This is a genomic window from Sulfurospirillum sp. MES, assembly GCF_000789415.1.
GTDB lineage: Bacteria > Campylobacterota > Campylobacteria > Campylobacterales > Sulfurospirillaceae > Sulfurospirillum > Sulfurospirillum cavolei.
In genome coordinates this window covers 60,766-76,406 of sequence record NZ_JSEC01000008.1, presented here as the reverse complement: position 1 = coordinate 76,406, position 15,641 = coordinate 60,766, and the positions used below count along the sequence as shown (strand labels likewise).

18 protein-coding genes are annotated in these 15,641 nt (G+C 44.0%); 15 read left to right on the top strand and 3 right to left on the bottom strand.

The features are described from left to right. The 3 genes from OA34_RS10425 to OA34_RS10415 form a co-directional block, all read right to left on the bottom strand. A partial coding sequence (locus OA34_RS10425) for a twin-arginine translocation signal domain-containing protein (protein WP_039674296.1) occupies window positions 1-113 on the bottom strand: 113 nt, incomplete at its 3' end. Between the two features lie 193 nt (window positions 114-306). Next, on the bottom strand, window positions 307-609 hold the full coding sequence (locus tag OA34_RS10420) for a c-type cytochrome (protein ID WP_039675071.1): 303 nt from the start codon (window positions 607-609) through the stop codon (window positions 307-309). A gap of 108 nt (window positions 610-717) precedes the next feature. Next, a complete protein-coding gene (locus OA34_RS10415) occupies window positions 718-1,407 on the bottom strand; it encodes a response regulator transcription factor (protein WP_039675069.1) in 690 nt (229 codons plus the stop codon). A 127-nt stretch (window positions 1,408-1,534) separates the two neighbouring features. Here OA34_RS10415 and OA34_RS10410 point away from each other — a divergent pair, with 127 nt between their 5' ends. From OA34_RS10410 to OA34_RS10340, 15 genes are all read left to right on the top strand, one after another. Continuing rightward, complete coding sequence (locus OA34_RS10410; RefSeq protein WP_039675087.1) at window positions 1,535-3,178, top strand: sensor histidine kinase; 1,644 nt, start codon at window positions 1,535-1,537, stop codon at window positions 3,176-3,178. Between the two features lie 183 nt (window positions 3,179-3,361). Further along, window positions 3,362-5,962, top strand: coding sequence for a Sec-dependent nitrous-oxide reductase (nosZ, locus tag OA34_RS10405; RefSeq protein WP_039675067.1), 2,601 nt, complete (start codon window positions 3,362-3,364; stop codon window positions 5,960-5,962). Between the two features lie 151 nt (window positions 5,963-6,113). After that, window positions 6,114-6,908, top strand: a complete 795-nt coding sequence (locus tag OA34_RS10400; RefSeq protein WP_039675064.1) for a hypothetical protein — start codon at window positions 6,114-6,116, stop codon at window positions 6,906-6,908. Further along, complete coding sequence (locus OA34_RS10395; RefSeq protein ID WP_082709179.1) at window positions 6,908-8,215, top strand: nitrous oxide reductase family maturation protein NosD; 1,308 nt, start codon at window positions 6,908-6,910, stop codon at window positions 8,213-8,215. Before OA34_RS10400 ends, OA34_RS10395 begins: the two co-directional genes overlap by 1 nt. 39 nt (window positions 8,216-8,254) lie before the next feature. Beyond that, the gene (locus OA34_RS10390) at window positions 8,255-8,953 is read left to right on the top strand and encodes a 4Fe-4S dicluster domain-containing protein (protein ID WP_231964766.1); all 699 of its coding nucleotides are present in this window, start codon (window positions 8,255-8,257) and stop codon (window positions 8,951-8,953) included. Next, entirely contained in the window at window positions 8,950-9,528 is a 579-nt protein-coding gene (locus tag OA34_RS10385; RefSeq protein ID WP_039675060.1) for a hypothetical protein, read from the top strand. The genes OA34_RS10390 and OA34_RS10385 overlap by 4 nt, the downstream gene beginning before the upstream one ends. After that, entirely contained in the window at window positions 9,525-10,019 is a 495-nt protein-coding gene (locus tag OA34_RS10380; protein ID WP_039675058.1) for a c-type cytochrome, read from the top strand. Before OA34_RS10385 ends, OA34_RS10380 begins: the two co-directional genes overlap by 4 nt. A 10-nt stretch (window positions 10,020-10,029) precedes the next feature. Next, window positions 10,030-10,935 carry a NapH/MauN family ferredoxin-type protein gene (locus tag OA34_RS10375; protein WP_039675056.1) on the top strand — a complete coding sequence of 302 codons (906 nt, stop codon included), beginning with the start codon at window positions 10,030-10,032 and terminating at the stop codon, window positions 10,933-10,935. Continuing rightward, window positions 10,932-11,570 (top strand): ABC transporter ATP-binding protein, encoded by a 639-nt coding sequence (locus OA34_RS10370; protein WP_039675055.1) that lies wholly within the window; start codon window positions 10,932-10,934, stop codon window positions 11,568-11,570. The genes OA34_RS10375 and OA34_RS10370 overlap by 4 nt, the downstream gene beginning before the upstream one ends. Further along, window positions 11,557-12,012, top strand: a complete 456-nt coding sequence (locus tag OA34_RS10365; protein ID WP_039675053.1) for a hypothetical protein — start codon at window positions 11,557-11,559, stop codon at window positions 12,010-12,012. Before OA34_RS10370 ends, OA34_RS10365 begins: the two co-directional genes overlap by 14 nt. 1 nt (window position 12,013) lies before the next feature. Continuing rightward, a complete protein-coding gene (locus OA34_RS10360; protein WP_286682988.1) occupies window positions 12,014-12,331 on the top strand; it encodes a hypothetical protein in 318 nt (105 codons plus the stop codon). Continuing rightward, window positions 12,321-13,514, top strand: a complete 1,194-nt coding sequence (locus OA34_RS10355) for an ABC transporter permease (RefSeq protein WP_039675051.1) — start codon at window positions 12,321-12,323, stop codon at window positions 13,512-13,514. Before OA34_RS10360 ends, OA34_RS10355 begins: the two co-directional genes overlap by 11 nt. Continuing rightward, the gene (locus tag OA34_RS10350) at window positions 13,511-14,179 is read left to right on the top strand and encodes an ABC transporter ATP-binding protein (RefSeq protein WP_039675049.1); all 669 of its coding nucleotides are present in this window, start codon (window positions 13,511-13,513) and stop codon (window positions 14,177-14,179) included. Before OA34_RS10355 ends, OA34_RS10350 begins: the two co-directional genes overlap by 4 nt. Continuing rightward, window positions 14,176-15,141 carry a hypothetical protein gene (locus tag OA34_RS10345; RefSeq protein WP_039675047.1) on the top strand — a complete coding sequence of 322 codons (966 nt, stop codon included), beginning with the start codon at window positions 14,176-14,178 and terminating at the stop codon, window positions 15,139-15,141. Before OA34_RS10350 ends, OA34_RS10345 begins: the two co-directional genes overlap by 4 nt. Beyond that, window positions 15,138-15,641 carry a hypothetical protein gene (locus OA34_RS10340; protein ID WP_039675045.1) on the top strand — a complete coding sequence of 168 codons (504 nt, stop codon included), beginning with the start codon at window positions 15,138-15,140 and terminating at the stop codon, window positions 15,639-15,641. Before OA34_RS10345 ends, OA34_RS10340 begins: the two co-directional genes overlap by 4 nt.

The window sequence follows — 15,641 nt, the reverse complement described above, 5'->3', positions numbered from 1 at the left end:
GGAAGCGGATCCCAAGTCTTCTTCATAGCGCCCAGAGCCACAATGCCCCCTGCCGCTGCAAAACCGCCGAATGCCATGCCGATAAAGTCTCGTCTGCTCTCTTCAACAGCCATCCTGTTTTCCTTTCGTGATCAAATAAACTACATGTAAAGCAAAGCTTTTACGCTATGTTAACGCTGAACTTTTTGGTAGCCAGCGCGCCTACGGTGCTTGGCGGTAAAATCGGTTTTGAAAGAAACCTATGCGAATGCTAGATTTAAAATTTCAACCATGCGGTAAGATTCGGTCGCAACGTACCGAATCTTCTTATTTGTAAGAGGCGATCGTCGAAGCAACCGCTTTCAACTCGTCATCGCTAAGCGCACTTGCGATCGGTTTCATAACGCCTTTCATCGGGCCGCCTTCGCCGTTTTTATATCCGTTAAGCGATGCGATGATTTTAGCGGCATCCCATCCTGCGATAATTTGAGATTTATTTAAAGCCGCTTTGGAAGCTTTATCGCCGTGACAGGAAAAGCATTTACTTTTATAAATAGCTTCTCCATCCGCGGCGTTGAGTGCAAGCGATGTTCCTACGAGCAGTAGAAAAACCGTCGATAACTTTTTCATCCTTAATTTCCTCCATGTGATTGTTTGTTTTATATTTTTTTCATCATAGAGTGACATTTTATACCATAGCGAGTTTCTTTTGAGTCGCTAAGCACCTAAGGATAAAGCTTAATCTTTAATCGTATATCCTAAGTTTCCGACGGTTTGAACGACGTCGTTACCTATTTTTTTGCGTAATTTAAAGACAAGATTTTTTAAAGCCGAAGGCGGTGCTTCCTCATAAACGTAGAGTTTGTCTTCCAAGGTTTGACGTGTCACGAGATTGCCTTTGTGTTGCAATAAAATTTCTAAAAATTCGACTTCTTTATGCGTCAAGCTAATTTTTTGGGCGTCTTGAATTAACTGTTTATTTTGGTAATCGTAGGCGTTACGTTCATCGATGGCTACAACGGTTTTGACCTTTTGGAGTAAAACGTCCGCGCTAATTTCCAACAACGCGATCAAATCTTTTTCTTTGATCGGTTTGACCAGATAATCGACCAACGATAGTTTAATCGATTCCAACAATAAGTCTTTATCCGTATAGGCACTCGTCACGATGATCGGCGTTTCTTGATTCTCTTTACGTATCTTTTTGATGAGCTCCAAGCCGTTGAGCTTGGGCATCTTAACATCGGTAATGACGATGTCGGGACGATGGTTTTGATAAATTTCGAACGCCTCTTCGCCGTTGGCGGCCGTGAAGACTTCTTTCACGTAAAGCAGTAAAACTTTTTTAAAACTGTTGCGGAGATTTTCTTCATCTTCGGCTAATAAAATAGAGCTATTTTTTAAGATCAATTTTTGATTATCTAACATGTGTAACGTTCCTTATGGCGAAGCGATTTGATGCTTTTGATTTAATTGTAACACGATTTTATCAAAAAGATAGCTATAATATTTGACGAACAACCCGTCGGTTTTTCTCAAAAATGAAGGTTTTAGTATGACTCAAACGATTAGTTTTACGCGAAGATACATCGTAGCTCTTTTGATTATCGCTTGTTTATCCGTTCTTGCTTATTACAATATGAACCATCTTATCAGCAACCAATCCAACGACGGAAAGATTATTAATTTAAGCAGTAAACAAGGGATGCTTTCGCAACAAATCGCTTTGTTCGCCATTTACTATAAAACGGAAAATCTGCGCACCAATATCGCCGCGATGGAAGAGGCGCATCAACTGCTCATCTCGTTTCCGATGACGGATGAATTGAAAAAAATCTATTTCGACGAACCGTATAAATTGGATAAAAACGTTCAGGCGTATCTGTTTCATGCCAAGCGGTTTGAAGAAAACCGAGACGGGCGAAGCCTTACGTATATCTTACAAAATGCGCAAAAACTCTTAGAAGCTTTAGATTTGGCGACCGCCGTTTACGTGAAAACGACCGAAGAGACGACGATTAAGCTCAAAAACGTAGAGTTTTATATTTTTATTTTCACGCTCATTACGCTTCTTTTTGAAGCGCTTTTCATTTTTAGACCCGCCAATAAAAAGATCATCGAGTTTACGCAGGAAATTTTCAGGCAGCAAGATTACGCCAATAGCGTTATTGAGTCCAATAGTAACGCGATTATTACACTCAATTACCAACTAAGGGTTAAAACATTTAACCAAATGGCAGAAAAAATCTTCGGATACACCAAAGAAGAGATGCTTGATCAACTCTTTTTCGATAAAGCGATTCCGATGCGCTATATGCACATGTTAACGAAAGATACGCGAAAAGTAACGCTTCGCGACATTCTCGCCATCGAAAATAAAGAGGAGGTTAAAACCATCGAGGGCGTCAATAAAAACGGCGATTTAATTCCCATTCGCCTTTCCATCGCAACCAGCGGGCAACACAGTGCCGTTTTAATTATCATCAGTATTCAAGATATTTCCAAAGAGACGCTCAAAGATAAAATTATGATGCAACAGTCTAAATTCGCGGCTCTTGGAGAGATGATCGCCATTATCGCCCATCAATGGAGACAGCCTTTAGCGCAGCTTAGTTTTAATTGTATGTATATTCGCAACAAACTCAAAGATCCCGATCTTATCGAGGAGACGGCAAAGAACGAAGAGATTATTCAATTTATGTCCGAGACGATTACCAACTTTGAAAATTTCTATAAACATACCGACAGTACGCTTTTTTCGCCGAACGTTTCCATCGTTCAAGCACTCAACCTTCTAGACTCTTCGATTCGGCAAAATGCGATCCGCGTTACGAAGAATCTTTTGGACGAAAGCTCGGTTTACGGCAATTCCAATAGCTTAGCGCAAGTCATTTTGTCTATTATCCAAAACAGTATCGACATCTTTAAAAACCTTCCTATCGAACATCCGCATATCGACATTACGCTTACATGTGACGAGAAAGACGTTTTTATCAGCATCTCGGATAATGCGGGAGGCATACAAGAAGCCCATATCGGCGACATCTTTAAACCTTTCCACAGCAACAAGATTAAACCTTCTACGGGGATTGGTCTTTACATGTCAAAGCTGATTATCGAAAACCAGTTTCATGGTCTGATTAACGCGTATAACCGTGAAAACGGAGCTACTTTCTCCATTCAACTGCCCAAAAAATAAGTTAATTCTTAAATTGACACATATTTAAATAATTAACATTGTTTTTTATATTTTTTATTAGCGACTGAAAAGAAACTGACAATAGTATAAACTTTCAGAGTTAACTCAAGTATTAAATTTTTGTTAAATGACCGTTCGTCATTGTAAAGGATTTAATATGAACATCAACAAAGGAGGTAATTTATGGAAAAAGGTTTTAAACTTCTTTCTTCGCTTGCTCTTATCGGAGCTCTCGGTGCGACAGTTTCGTTTGCTGCGACCGAAAGTGCCTTGGACAAGGTTATGAAAGAAAAAGGTTTAAGCGAAGCGGACGTCGTTCGTGCGGCTAAAACCTACAATCCGACCGGAGTCCATGACAAGTACTTGGTCTTTAGTTCCGGCGGTCAATCGGGGCAAATTATGGTGTACGGCGTACCGTCGATGCGACTTTTAAAGTATATCGGCGTCTTTACTCCGGAACCTTGGCAGGGATATGGATTTGACGAGGAGAGTAAAAAAGTCCTCGCTCAAGGAAAAATCCGAGGCAAAGATATTACATGGGGCGACACGCACCACCCTTCGCTTTCCGAAACGGATGCTAAAGTCGACGGTAAATGGTTGGTCGTCAACGACAAAGCCAACCCTCGTATTGCAGTCATCGATTTGCACGATTTTGAAACCAAACAAATCGTTGTCAATCCCGTCTTTAAATCTGAGCACGGCGGTTCTTTCTTTACGCAAGATTCCGAATGGATTATCGAAGCGGCACAATATGCGGCTCCTTTCGACAACGATTACCATCCGATCGAAGACTATAAAGAGACCTACCGCGGCGGCGTAACGATGTGGAAATTCGACCCTAAGAAAGGGCGTATTCAAGAAAAAGACTCCTACACCATCGAGCTTCCGCCTTACATGCAAGACTTAAGCGATGCCGGTAAAAAAGTGAGCCACGGTTGGGGTTTTACCAACTCGTTTAACTCCGAAATGTATACGGGCGGTATCGAAGTCGGTATGCCGCCGAACGAAGCGGGTATGAGCCGTAACGATACGGACTACTTACATGTCTATAATTGGCAAAAACTTGCAGAGTTGGCGAAAGACCCTAAAAACGTCAAAATCGTTAACAATCATCGCGTCGTTCCTATGGATATCGCGATCAAAAACGATGCGTTGTTTTTGATTCCCGAACCGAAATCTCCGCACGGCGTTGACGTTGACCCGACCGGCGAGTATATCGTCGTTTGCGGTAAATTAGATACGCATGCTTCCGTTTACAGCTTTTCCAAGATTCAAAACTTGATCAAAAATAAAGAGTATGCCGGAAAAGATCCTTACGGTATTCCTATTTTAGATATGAAAAAAGCGTTACACGGGCAAGTCGAGTTGGGTCTTGGACCTTTGCATAACCAATATTCGAACGTTGACGGCGAGATTTATACTTCCTTGTACGTCGATTCACAAGTCGTAAAATGGAACTTTAAGACTTTAAAAGTATTGGATCGCGTGAACGTCCACTACAATATCGGTCACTTGTGCGGTATGGAGAGCAATACGGCAGATCCTCAGGGTGAATATATCATCGCGTTGAACAAACTTTCCATCGATCGCTTTAACAACGTCGGTCCGTTACACCCGCAAAATCATCAGTTAATCGATATTCGCGGCGGTAAAATGGATATGCTCGTCGATATGCCGATTCCGTTGGGTGAGCCGCACGATGCCGTTGCAATTCGTGCAAGCAAACTCAACCCCGAAGTACGCTACGAGATGGGAACCAATACGCGAACGAATACGGTTCATGAAGGTAAAACCCTTGCGGGACAAGAGAGAATCGAGCGAAACGGTAGCGACGTTAAAGTCTATGCCACCTTGGTTCGATCGCACATCAATCCTGAGAGAATTACCGTCAACAAAGGCGATAATGTAACGTTCTACGTCACGAACCTTGAAAGAGCCGAAGACGAAACGCACGGTTTTACGATCGATAACTACAACGTTCACGCATCGGTTGAACCGGGTAAAACTTCCAGCATCAAATTCAAAGCGGATATGGAGGGTGTCTTCCCTTACTACTGTACGGAATTTTGTTCGGCGTTACACCTTGAAATGATGGGTTACTTGATGGTCAAAGACCCTAATAAAAAATACGACAGCGTTCAAAAGCTCAAAATGGCAACCATGTCAAAAGAGCAATTGAAAGCCGAGTACGATAAAACGGTTGCGACCAACAAGGCGACGGATGACGTTATTCAAAGCGTCGTGAAGTTCTTGAAAGACAACCATTATGAAAAACACGACGTCGTTAAAAACCTCGTGAACGATGCCTTAGATCAATACGGCAAAATCGCCGAGCAGAAAAAACTATCCGATGCCGCCGTTAAAGAAGGCGACCTCGAAAAAGCGGTTCTGTTTGAAAATATGATTTGGCAGTATATGGTTAAAACGGCGGATGTCGGTATTCGTGCGAAAGATTTGTTAGTCAAATTTGTTGCAACCAAACAAAGCCCTGCCGCGGCAAAAGGCGAAACGGCTTTCAATGAAGGCGGATGTTCCGGTTGCCACGTCATCGGTAAAGTAAGCTCCGGTCCCGATCTAACGGGTGTTTTAGGACGCCATGAAAACGGTGAGAAATGGGTTGCCGAGTTTATCAAAGATCCGAAACCGAAATTTGACGAGCCGTACGTTAAAGCGATGATCGATTTCTTTAACTTAAGGATGCCTAATCAAAATATGAAAGATGAAGAAGTGAAAAACATCATCGAGTATTTGAAATGGGTTGACAGCAACGCTAATTTATTTTAGCGGCGCGTAATGCGTTTCGCAAGCGAGAGTAAAAGCTTTCGCTTGCGGATTCGTTGACGCGTATCAAGGTAAAACCGAAGACATCAGCATATAATCTTATTTACATGTTAGGTTTTCAAACGTCTAAATAAGGTTATTTAAGGAGTAGTATATGCACGCAAGTTATAAAAAATCTACGATCTTCGCCGCACTCGCGCTCATCGTTTTAACGTTCTCGTTTACGTTTCCGATGATCGGCTTTCACGGCGTTTTAAATAAAATCGACGAAGGGCATAAAGACGAAATTCATTCGTTCTCAAAAGTGATTTGGAATCTTTACAATCAAGGACGCTATAAAAGTACGACGACTCCTAAAAAGGCGCATAACGATCTCGACCAGATGATTGCGACCTCTTCGGAAATCGGCGTCGCTTCCATGCCGATTTGGTTTGTCTCTTTGGAAGCTCCCAACTATCCTAAAGAAGCGTTTCCCGAAGGGATCCCCGTGTATTTTCATTTTGACGGGTTTAGCGGCGAAGTGCATGAAATGAATACGATTAACCACTATATCGGTATGGATCCGATGTGGACGGGCGGAACGTTGGAGCGTGAAATCGGTATTTACGCGCTTTTATTGTTGAGCTTGATTATGGTCTATTTTATAGCGTATAACCATAAATTTCTCAATTATTTGATGCTGATTCCCGTCTCTTTGCCGCTTTTGTTTATTGCCGATTATTCGTATTGGCTCTATTGGTTCGGGCATAACCTCCACGATTGGGGTGCTTTTAAAATTAAACCGTTTATGCCGACGGTTTTCGGAGACGGCAAGGTCGCTCAATTTACGACGCATTCGTATCCGACGATCGGATTTTATCTGTTGGTTCTTATTAGCCTCTTTTCGTTGTTGGCGTTCATCGCGCGCAATAAAGCGAATAAAGAACAAAAAAGCGTAGCGGCACAATAATGCGATATTTCTTTTTGATCGTAAGCTTCATCGTATCGCTTTATGCCGCGGACGGGACGTTTTCTTACGACGTCCAAGCGCAAGACAAAGCGAGGGTTTATACCGGACCGATCAAAGAGACGCGAAGAAATCCGATTCAAGACGCGATCGACAATGCCAAAGAAGGTTCGATCATCAAATTAAAAGCAGGCGTTTACGAAGGCAATATCGTCATTCAAAAACCCATCAGCCTGATCGGCGTCGAAGAAGGCGTCATTATTGACGGGTTGGGTGCGGGAAGCATCGTGACGATTCAAAGCTCTTACGTCACGTTAAAAAATCTGACGCTTCGAAACAGTGGAGAGCGTGCCGACGTTTTAGACGCGGCGATTAATATTAACGGCGATGCGAGCAAAGGTGCCGTTTCGCAATGCGAGGTTAGCAATTGCACGATTTTGGACTCGTTGCTCGGCATCAATATGGAAATCGCCAACAATTCGTTGATTCAAAATAACTATATTACGTCGAAAGACTACGACCTCGGATTACGGGGAGACGGAATTCGGTTATGGTACAGCAACGACAATATCGTACGTAAAAATCATCTTTATCGATCACGGGATATGGTCGTGTGGTATTCGCACGGCAATACGATCGAAGAGAACCTCGGCGAGTACGGTCGTTATTCGTTGCACTTTATGTATGCGGGTAAAAATTACGTTCACAATAATGTGTACCAATACAATTCGGTGGGGATTTTCTTTATGTATTCCAACGATACGATTGCCACGGGTAACGTCGTTAAAAGCGCAGTGGGTGCTACGGGTATCGGTATCGGATTTAAAGATGCGACCAATTTTACGATTGAAAATAACACGATTATTTACAATTCGCAAGGTCTGTATATCGATCGGTCGCCTTTTGAACCCGATACGCACAATTTTATTCGCAACAATAAGATCATGTATAACGCCGAAGCGATGCATTTTCATTCGTTGTGCGAAAATAACGTGGTTACGGAAAACAGCATTGTGGGCAATATTGAAGATATCGTCAACGATTCGCGAAACGAGCAAGAGTTTAAAAACGAATTTTCGATGAATTACTGGGATAACTATGAAGGTTTTGATAAGAATATGGATGGTTATGGGGATAACGCTTATCGCGTTTATCAGTATGCTGATAAGTTATGGACTTACAACCCTTCCGTGAAGTTTTTTTACGGTTCGCCCGTTTTAACGTTGCTCAATTTTTTATCAAAGTTAGCTCCTTTTTCGGAGCCTATTTTTCTTTTGGAAGATAAAAAACCAAAATTTACGAACCATTAGGAGAAAGACATTATGGCGCAACAATCACGACGAGACTTTATGAGCTACTCGACCTTAGGCGTTTTAGGATTGGCCTTAGGCGGAGGAATACTAGGAACTCCTTACTTAAGAGCGCACGAAGCAAGATTAAGACCGCCCGGAGCCGTCGAGGAAGATCGCTTTTTGGCACTGTGCATTAAATGCGGACAGTGTTTGCAAGTTTGCCCGTACCACTCGATTCATTTAGCGGATTTTGCGAAAGGATACGGTATGGGGACGCCTTATATCGAAGCAAGAAACCGTGCGTGTTATTTGTGCGGTCCGCTTCCTTGCGTCTTGGCATGTCCTACCGGAGCGTTGGACCATCACACCGAAAAACCCGAAGACGTCAAAATGGGTATTGCGGTATTGGCGTTTCCGGAAGCGTGTTTGGCTTTGCAAAAAAAACCGGTTCCCCAAGGACATGCCGGCGTGATTTCCAAACATCCGCATACGCGAGACGTTGAAGAAGAACTTTTGAAAAAATTAGCCTCGTTGGAAGGGAAGCCTTGTACGATTTGTGCCGACATGTGTCCGCTTCCCAACCCTTTAAGCGCGATCGAGATGGTTGAAAAAGAAGGTACGGTACGACCGATCGTCAAAAGCGGTTGCGTCGGGTGCGGAGCATGCGAAGAACTTTGCCCCGCATTAACGCCCGCGATCGTCGTCAAACCGAGGGAAAGTTATGCATCTTATTACGGGGAGGGAAAGGGCGGATGAAATATCGCATATTTCTAACGGTATTTTTAGGGCTCATCGTTTTGAGCGGTTGCGATCAAAAAAAAGAAGAGACGCCAAAAGAGCACACTCGTAGCACGGCTAGCGGAGCGATCGAAGTGGAAGAAAATGCCGACTATAAAGTGAACAAAGTTGCATTGAAACAACACGACGCCAATACGAGCCAAGTGTTTTATTACGATTATCAGCAAGATAAAAAAACGGCTCAAAGCGTAGAAGAAAAAAATTATACGCCTACGGGCGCGGCATTAAACGTACGTAGCCCGTACGAACATGTCGAAATCAGCCTTTTGGTCAGCAAACTCAGTAAAGAGTTTATGGTGAAATGTTCCGCATGTCACGACGATTATGCCAACGGGATTATCGGACCTTCGTTATTGAGCAAAGACAGTGCTTATATTTCCGAGACGATCAAAAAATATAAAACAGGCGAAAAAGAGAATGCTTTGATGAAAGACCTCGTCAAACAGTTAGACGATAAACAAATTCAAGCCTTAGCGGATGAAATTTATACGTTTAATCAACAAATCAAAAAAATAAAAGAGAGACGACAATGAAAAATAGCATCGTAGGCGGCATTACCGTTATCGTAGTAGGATTGATGGCGTATACCCTAAGCCAAGGTCGAGCGTTCCAAGGCGGCGAGAGTAACAAAATCATCGAAAATATCGCTCCGCAGACCAATAGCGTTTCATTTAATTCCGACGCGTCGCAAGGGGTAAAACAACCGACGCAAGAAGAGAGTGAAGCCCAAAAGCTCAAAGCTCTCAAAGAAAAAGCCGGTAACGTAGCAACCTTTAAGGTCAGCGACAATTTCAAACGCAAATGTGCTTCATGCCACGGAATTGACGGCAAAGGCGCGGTGGGATTACCGCTTTTCGGACAGAGCGGAGATGTCCTTTACGCCAAAGTTTTAGAGTATAAAAACGGTACGCGTACGAATCCGATTATGAAAGGTGCGGTTTTAAATCTGAGCGAAAGCGATTTGAAGGAACTTGCATACGAGATCGGCGAATTTAAAGCCAGAGAACTAGCGGCGTCCAAATAAAGGAGATCCGATGAACAAATATCAAGATCGTAATACGATAGCCAAAACGACGTTTGGATCGACGTTTTATACCGTAGACAATCAAGGTAAAAAGCGTTTGAGCCTTCGTGCAAAACGTTGGGCGGCGATCATTAGTATTCATTTATTGTTTTTTCTATCGTTTAAAGTCGATATACAAACGCTTGAAGGAACGCTCAGCGGGTCTCGCTTTCTAGGATTTCATCTAATCGACGTTTTTACGACGTTGGAAGTTTTTGTCGCAACGTACCATATGCCGATCAATATGATTATCGGAACGACGACGATCGTGATCGCTTATTTACTGATCGGCGGACGGACGTATTGTGCTTGGGTTTGCCCTTACGGACTGCTCAGTGAAATCGGCGAAAAATTACACACGATGCTTGTACAAAAAAAAATCATTCAAGAGCGAACCTTTGATCATCGCATCAAATACGCTTTTTGGGCGATTTTTTTACTCTTGGCGTTTACAAGCGGGTATTTGGTCTTTGAAGTCTTTAACGTCGTAGGTATTTTAAGCCGCTTTATTGCGTACGGGTGGAGTTTAGCCCTGATTTGGGTTGCAATCGTCTTTAGCATCGAAGTGTTCTTTGCAAGACGCGCATGGTGTAAGTATGTTTGTCCTATCGGAACGACGTACGGTATGATCGGAACGGTGAGTGCGACGCGTGTCGAGTGGAACGATCGTTGCGATCATTGTATGGTCTGTCACGACGTTTGCTTCGAAAGCCATATCTTAGAGCTGACCAAACCGCAATACGATAAAGAGCGCATCGAAAAAGGAATCACAAAGCAAGTCATTACCAACGCCGATTGTACGTTGTGCGGACGCTGTATCGACGTATGCCATCAAGACGCTTTAAATTATACATTTCGCTTAAAGTCGCTCGTATGATAGACATTCAAAATCTTGTCAAACGTTTTGGAAATACGCTCTCCTTGGACGCCGTATCGTTATCCATCAAAGACGGCGATTGTATCGCGTTAATGGGTCCCAACGGTGCCGGAAAAACGACGTTGATTCGCCTCATTTTAGGTTATTACCATCCCGACAAGGGTTCGGTTCGCGTGAACGGTTTCGATCCGATCACGGAGCGCACGAACGTGTTAAATCATATCAGTTTCGTTCCGCAGCTTCCGCCTCCGATCAAGCTCAATTTGGAGGAGCTGATTCAATACGTTTGCAAAAGTACACATACGGATCGAGCGTTGATTTGGAAGTATGCGCAAGAGATGGAACTCGATATCGAAGCCAATCTGACGAAATCGTTTTTTAAATTAAGCGGCGGTATGAAGCAAAAAATGTTGATCGCCCTTAGTTTGGCCCGTCGAAGCGACATTATGATTTACGACGAGCCTACCGCCAATTTAGATCCGAAAGCACGGGATAATTTTTACAGGCTCCTAACCCAAGAACGCCATGCGCGCATTGCGCTTTTTGTCACGCATCGTATCGACGAGATGGAGTCGATCGTCAATCGCGAATTGTATATGGATTTTGGAAAGGTCATTAGCGATGAAAAACGCTAGCGTACTCTTAAACGCATTGGGCATGATCGCAAGTCTCTTTCTTCTTTTAGGATGCGATACGAAAATCGATTTGAGTGCCAAACCCGTTCATTGGGATCGTGACATGTGCGAACGGTGTAAGATGGTTTTAAGCGATCGAAAATTTTCCGCCCAAACGATCAATCCGCATACCGGCAGACGTTATTTTTTCGACGACATCGGTTGCGTCGTTTTATGGTTTAAAGAAAGCAAGATTGCATGGAGCGAAGAGGCGGTTATTTGGGTGAACGATGCGAAAACCGGCGAATGGATCGATGCGCGTAAAGCGTTTTACGATACGGAAAACATCACGCCGATGGCTTACGGGTTCGGTGCACATGTACATAAAGACGAGATACGAGAAGGTCAAGAAATCGTTGATTTTACGGAGTTGACCGGGCGTGTCATTCAAATAGGAAAATAGTATGATAGGTAAAAGCACGGCTCGAATCGTTTTGTTTTTGATCGGCTTAGGCGTGCTTTGCTTCGTGCAAAATCTCTATTTTTCACACACGCTTTTAGGGAGCGACGAAATGTTGGCGCGCAAAGAACTTCTGAGTTCGTTCATAGGATTGAGCGATCTGGCGTTGGTTTGCGAAGCGCATTACGTACGCCATCGAAGTATCAGCGACGTTTTTGCGTACTTTAACGAATCCCCCGAATTGTTGGAGTATTTTCCCTCGACGTTTGTTTACCGTTATACGCCCTTAGCGCAACCCTCAAGGATCGACTATGCTTTTTAGCTTTCGCTGGCTTCTTTTAGAGTATGCCGTTCGTTCGTTGTTTCGCCGCTTCGGCAAGAACTTTTTTATCTTTTTTATTTTGAGTTTTTTGATTTTTATACTCTCTTCGGTTTTAATGATCGCCGAATCGATCAAATCGGAATTGAACGCTACGCTCAAAACGTTACCGGACATGACCTTACAACGTTTCGTCGCGGGCAGGCAAACGCCAATCCCCGTTAGTCGCGTCGACGCTTTATTGGAAATTCAAGGAGTGGGTTCCGTGACGCCGCGTATTTGGGGATATTACTATTTTAAACCCGCCGGCGTCAATTTTTCCGTCGTCGGACTCGATGCCTATGAAGAGCCGTATTCGGCTACGATGGCGCGTTTGATCAAAGATGTTGATTGGACGCAACAACATTCGCATGCTATGACGATGATCGTCGGAGAAGGCGTCAAAACTATTTTGCGCGAGAATTACTATAACGATTTTTTCAATTTTATCACACCCGAAGGACAAACGAAAAAAGTCGGTATTGCCGGCGTGTTTCACTCCGATCTTGCCTTGGAGGCGAATGATTTGATCGTGTTGCCGAAACAAACGGCGTATGAAATTTTCGGAATGAATGCTTCCGATGCCACCGATATCGTGTTGAAAGTTTCGGCAAACGTCAGTGAAATTCCGACGATCGTCGCAAAAATTATCGAAAAATTTCCCGATCTACGTGTGGTAACGAGGGACGATATTCGCGTGAGTTATCAAAACATCTTCGACTACAAAAGCGGTTTTTTTCTTGCATTGTTTTGCGTGTGTGCGTTTGCTTTTTTTATCATCGTATACGACAAATCCAACGCTTTAAGTTCTGAAGAAAAAAAGGAGATCGGCATTTTAAAGGCACTCGGGTGGGACACCGATACGGTGCTTCAAGAGAAATTTTTTGAAAGTTTTATCCTGTCGCTTGGAGCCTTTCTTTTCGGCTTGGCTACGGCGTTGTTTTACGTTTATGCTTTGCAAGCGCCGCTATTGCGCGCTATTTTTACGGGCTATTCCGCTTTAAAACCGCCTTTTGCCTTGCCTTATACGCTTTCTAGTTCAATGATAGTGTTACTGTTTTTGCTGAGCGTGCCCGTGTATATTGCCGCAACGTTAATTCCGGCGTGGCGTACGTCTATCGTCGATGCGGATGAGGTGTTACGATGATCGTCGTCTCAAACGTCAGCAAAATGTTTACGCAAGCAGAAGAGTGCGTGCAAGCACTGTCTCATGTTTCCTTGCACGTAGCGCAAGGCGAATGCGTTCTTTTAAAAGGAGCCAGCGGTAGCGGTAAAAGTACGTTGCTTTCTTTGATCGCAGGCTTGGCGCAACCGACAAGCGGAAGCATCGTCGTCGCGGGAGAGGAAATTTCAAAAATGCCCGAACGCCTCAGTGCCAAAATGCGTCGCGAACGTATCGGATTTATTTTTCAAAAATTTCATCTGATTCCGTATTTAAGCGTTCAAGAAAACGTAACGACGCCTTTGGTGCCGGAAAATATACCTTTACATGTCATTGAAGCAAAAGCCAAACGGGCGATGGAGCGATGCCGTATTGCCCACAAGGCTCACATGTACGTTCATCGACTCTCGGGCGGAGAACAACAACGCACGGCAATCGCTAGGGCGTTGGTTCGCAATCCCATGATCGTATTGGCCGACGAACCGACCGCCAATTTGGATCGTAAGCTTTCGCTCTCGTTGATCGAAGAGTTACGCGCGTTGAAACACGAAGGCGTCACTTTAGTTATAGCGACCCACGATCCGTTGTTTTTCGATCTGGATTTTGTGGATCAAACGATCGAGTTGCATCACGGAGTGCTACGTCCATGACTTTAACGCCGGAGATCATCGCTTTATTGACGCTTGACGTTATTTTTCTCGGTTTGGGAACGCTGGCTTTGGTTCTTAGCCTGCGCATCGCGTATCGATGGGATTACGCTGCTTCGACGCCTTTGCAGTATCGCTTGACGAAACAGAGCACTTTAGTTGCGGTCATTATCAAGTATATTTTCGTGCTTAAGCTTCCGCTGTTTCTCTTTTTCATTTACACCTGCGATAAGCTTTCCGCCGTGATTACGGGTGCGATGTGCGCAAGCGGCGTGGTAAATTCGGTCGGTTTCGGACTGGATTTGACGCTTTTCAAACTCTTTAATCTTTACGGTTTCGGTTTTTGGCTTCTGCTTCATACCGAAGATGCGTCGCACGTCCGTTTAGCGTATACGCGGCTGAAATTAATCCTTTTCGCATTGCTTTGCGTGCCTCTTTTTGCCGAAATCGTTTTGGAAATCGGCTTTTTCACGCGCTTAGACGTCAGTAAAATCGTCAGCTGTTGCGGCACGCTTTTTTCCGCGGCGAGCAGTAGCGCGTCGCTTTCGCTCTTATTTAACGTCGATGCTCGTGTCTGGGTCGGTATCTTTTATCTTTTTTACACGGTAAGCTTGATCGCGCTTTGGTTGAAGAGCACGGCAGGTGTGATCGTGAGCAATACGCTGTTTTTGATCTTTGCGTTAATCTCCCTGATCGTCTTCTTTAGCACGTACGTTTACGAACTACCGACGCATCGTTGTCCGTTTTGCCTTTTGCAAAAAGAGTATTATTACGTGGGATACGGCCTGTATATCATGCTCTTTACGGGTACGTTTTGTGCCGTAGGAGGAGGGCTTTTAGCGTCTATCACGCATACGATTCCTTATCGGTATTGGAGGCTTTCGGGATTTTTCAATACCGCATACGTCGTGTCGATTTCGGCGTATCCGCTCGCATACTATCTTAAAAACGGAGTATGGTTATGAATCGTCGTATAGCCTTATCGATCTTAATCCTAACGCCTTTGTTGGGTTTAGGTGCGTTGTTCGGCTACTTGCGTACCCAAAATCAATTGCCGACGGATCGCAAAAACCCTGAAGGAGTGCCTTTAGCATTTCAAGACAATACGGTTCAATGTCCGACATGTCACATGTACCTTGTCGGGAAGAAGCACACGGCGCAAATTATTCAAAACGCAAAAACTTACTTTTTCGACGACGTCGGGTGCGCCGTTTTGTGGATGAAAGCACAAAACGTCGAGCCTCAAACGGTTCACATGTGGGTTTTTAGCAACGATACGAACCGATACGTCGACGCGTTACGCGCTTTTTATTCGGTAATCGACGAGACTCCGATGCATTACGGTTTCGGGGCATACGAACAAGAAGGAGACAATAGGATAACGTTTGATGAAATGCGCCTTCGCATGCTTCGCGGCGAAACGATGAGCGACCCGAAAATTCGTAAAAAATTATTAGGAAAATAG

Excerpts from the sequence above, each read along its gene's own strand:
- OA34_RS10375 (WP_039675056.1), top strand. The coding sequence starts at position 10,030 with ATGAACAAATATCAAGATCGTAATACGATAGCCAAAACGACGTTTGGA.
- OA34_RS10360 (WP_286682988.1), top strand. The coding sequence starts at position 12,014 with ATGATAGGTAAAAGCACGGCTCGAATCGTTTTGTTTTTGATCGGCTTA.
- OA34_RS10400 (WP_039675064.1), top strand. The coding sequence starts at position 6,114 with ATGCACGCAAGTTATAAAAAATCTACGATCTTCGCCGCACTCGCGCTC.
- nosZ (WP_039675067.1), top strand. The coding sequence starts at position 3,362 with ATGGAAAAAGGTTTTAAACTTCTTTCTTCGCTTGCTCTTATCGGAGCT.
- OA34_RS10390 (WP_231964766.1), top strand. The coding sequence starts at position 8,255 with ATGAGCTACTCGACCTTAGGCGTTTTAGGATTGGCCTTAGGCGGAGGA.
- OA34_RS10385 (WP_039675060.1), top strand. The coding sequence starts at position 8,950 with ATGAAATATCGCATATTTCTAACGGTATTTTTAGGGCTCATCGTTTTG.
- OA34_RS10420 (WP_039675071.1), bottom strand. The coding sequence starts at position 609 with ATGAAAAAGTTATCGACGGTTTTTCTACTGCTCGTAGGAACATCGCTT.
- OA34_RS10380 (WP_039675058.1), top strand. The coding sequence starts at position 9,525 with ATGAAAAATAGCATCGTAGGCGGCATTACCGTTATCGTAGTAGGATTG.
- OA34_RS10410 (WP_039675087.1), top strand. The coding sequence starts at position 1,535 with ATGACTCAAACGATTAGTTTTACGCGAAGATACATCGTAGCTCTTTTG.
- OA34_RS10415 (WP_039675069.1), bottom strand. The coding sequence starts at position 1,407 with ATGTTAGATAATCAAAAATTGATCTTAAAAAATAGCTCTATTTTATTA.
- OA34_RS10370 (WP_039675055.1), top strand. The coding sequence starts at position 10,932 with ATGATAGACATTCAAAATCTTGTCAAACGTTTTGGAAATACGCTCTCC.
- OA34_RS10340 (WP_039675045.1), top strand. The coding sequence starts at position 15,138 with ATGAATCGTCGTATAGCCTTATCGATCTTAATCCTAACGCCTTTGTTG.
- OA34_RS10345 (WP_039675047.1), top strand. The coding sequence starts at position 14,176 with ATGACTTTAACGCCGGAGATCATCGCTTTATTGACGCTTGACGTTATT.
- OA34_RS10395 (WP_082709179.1), top strand. The coding sequence starts at position 6,908 with ATGCGATATTTCTTTTTGATCGTAAGCTTCATCGTATCGCTTTATGCC.
- OA34_RS10350 (WP_039675049.1), top strand. The coding sequence starts at position 13,511 with ATGATCGTCGTCTCAAACGTCAGCAAAATGTTTACGCAAGCAGAAGAG.
- OA34_RS10355 (WP_039675051.1), top strand. The coding sequence starts at position 12,321 with ATGCTTTTTAGCTTTCGCTGGCTTCTTTTAGAGTATGCCGTTCGTTCG.
- OA34_RS10365 (WP_039675053.1), top strand. The coding sequence starts at position 11,557 with ATGAAAAACGCTAGCGTACTCTTAAACGCATTGGGCATGATCGCAAGT.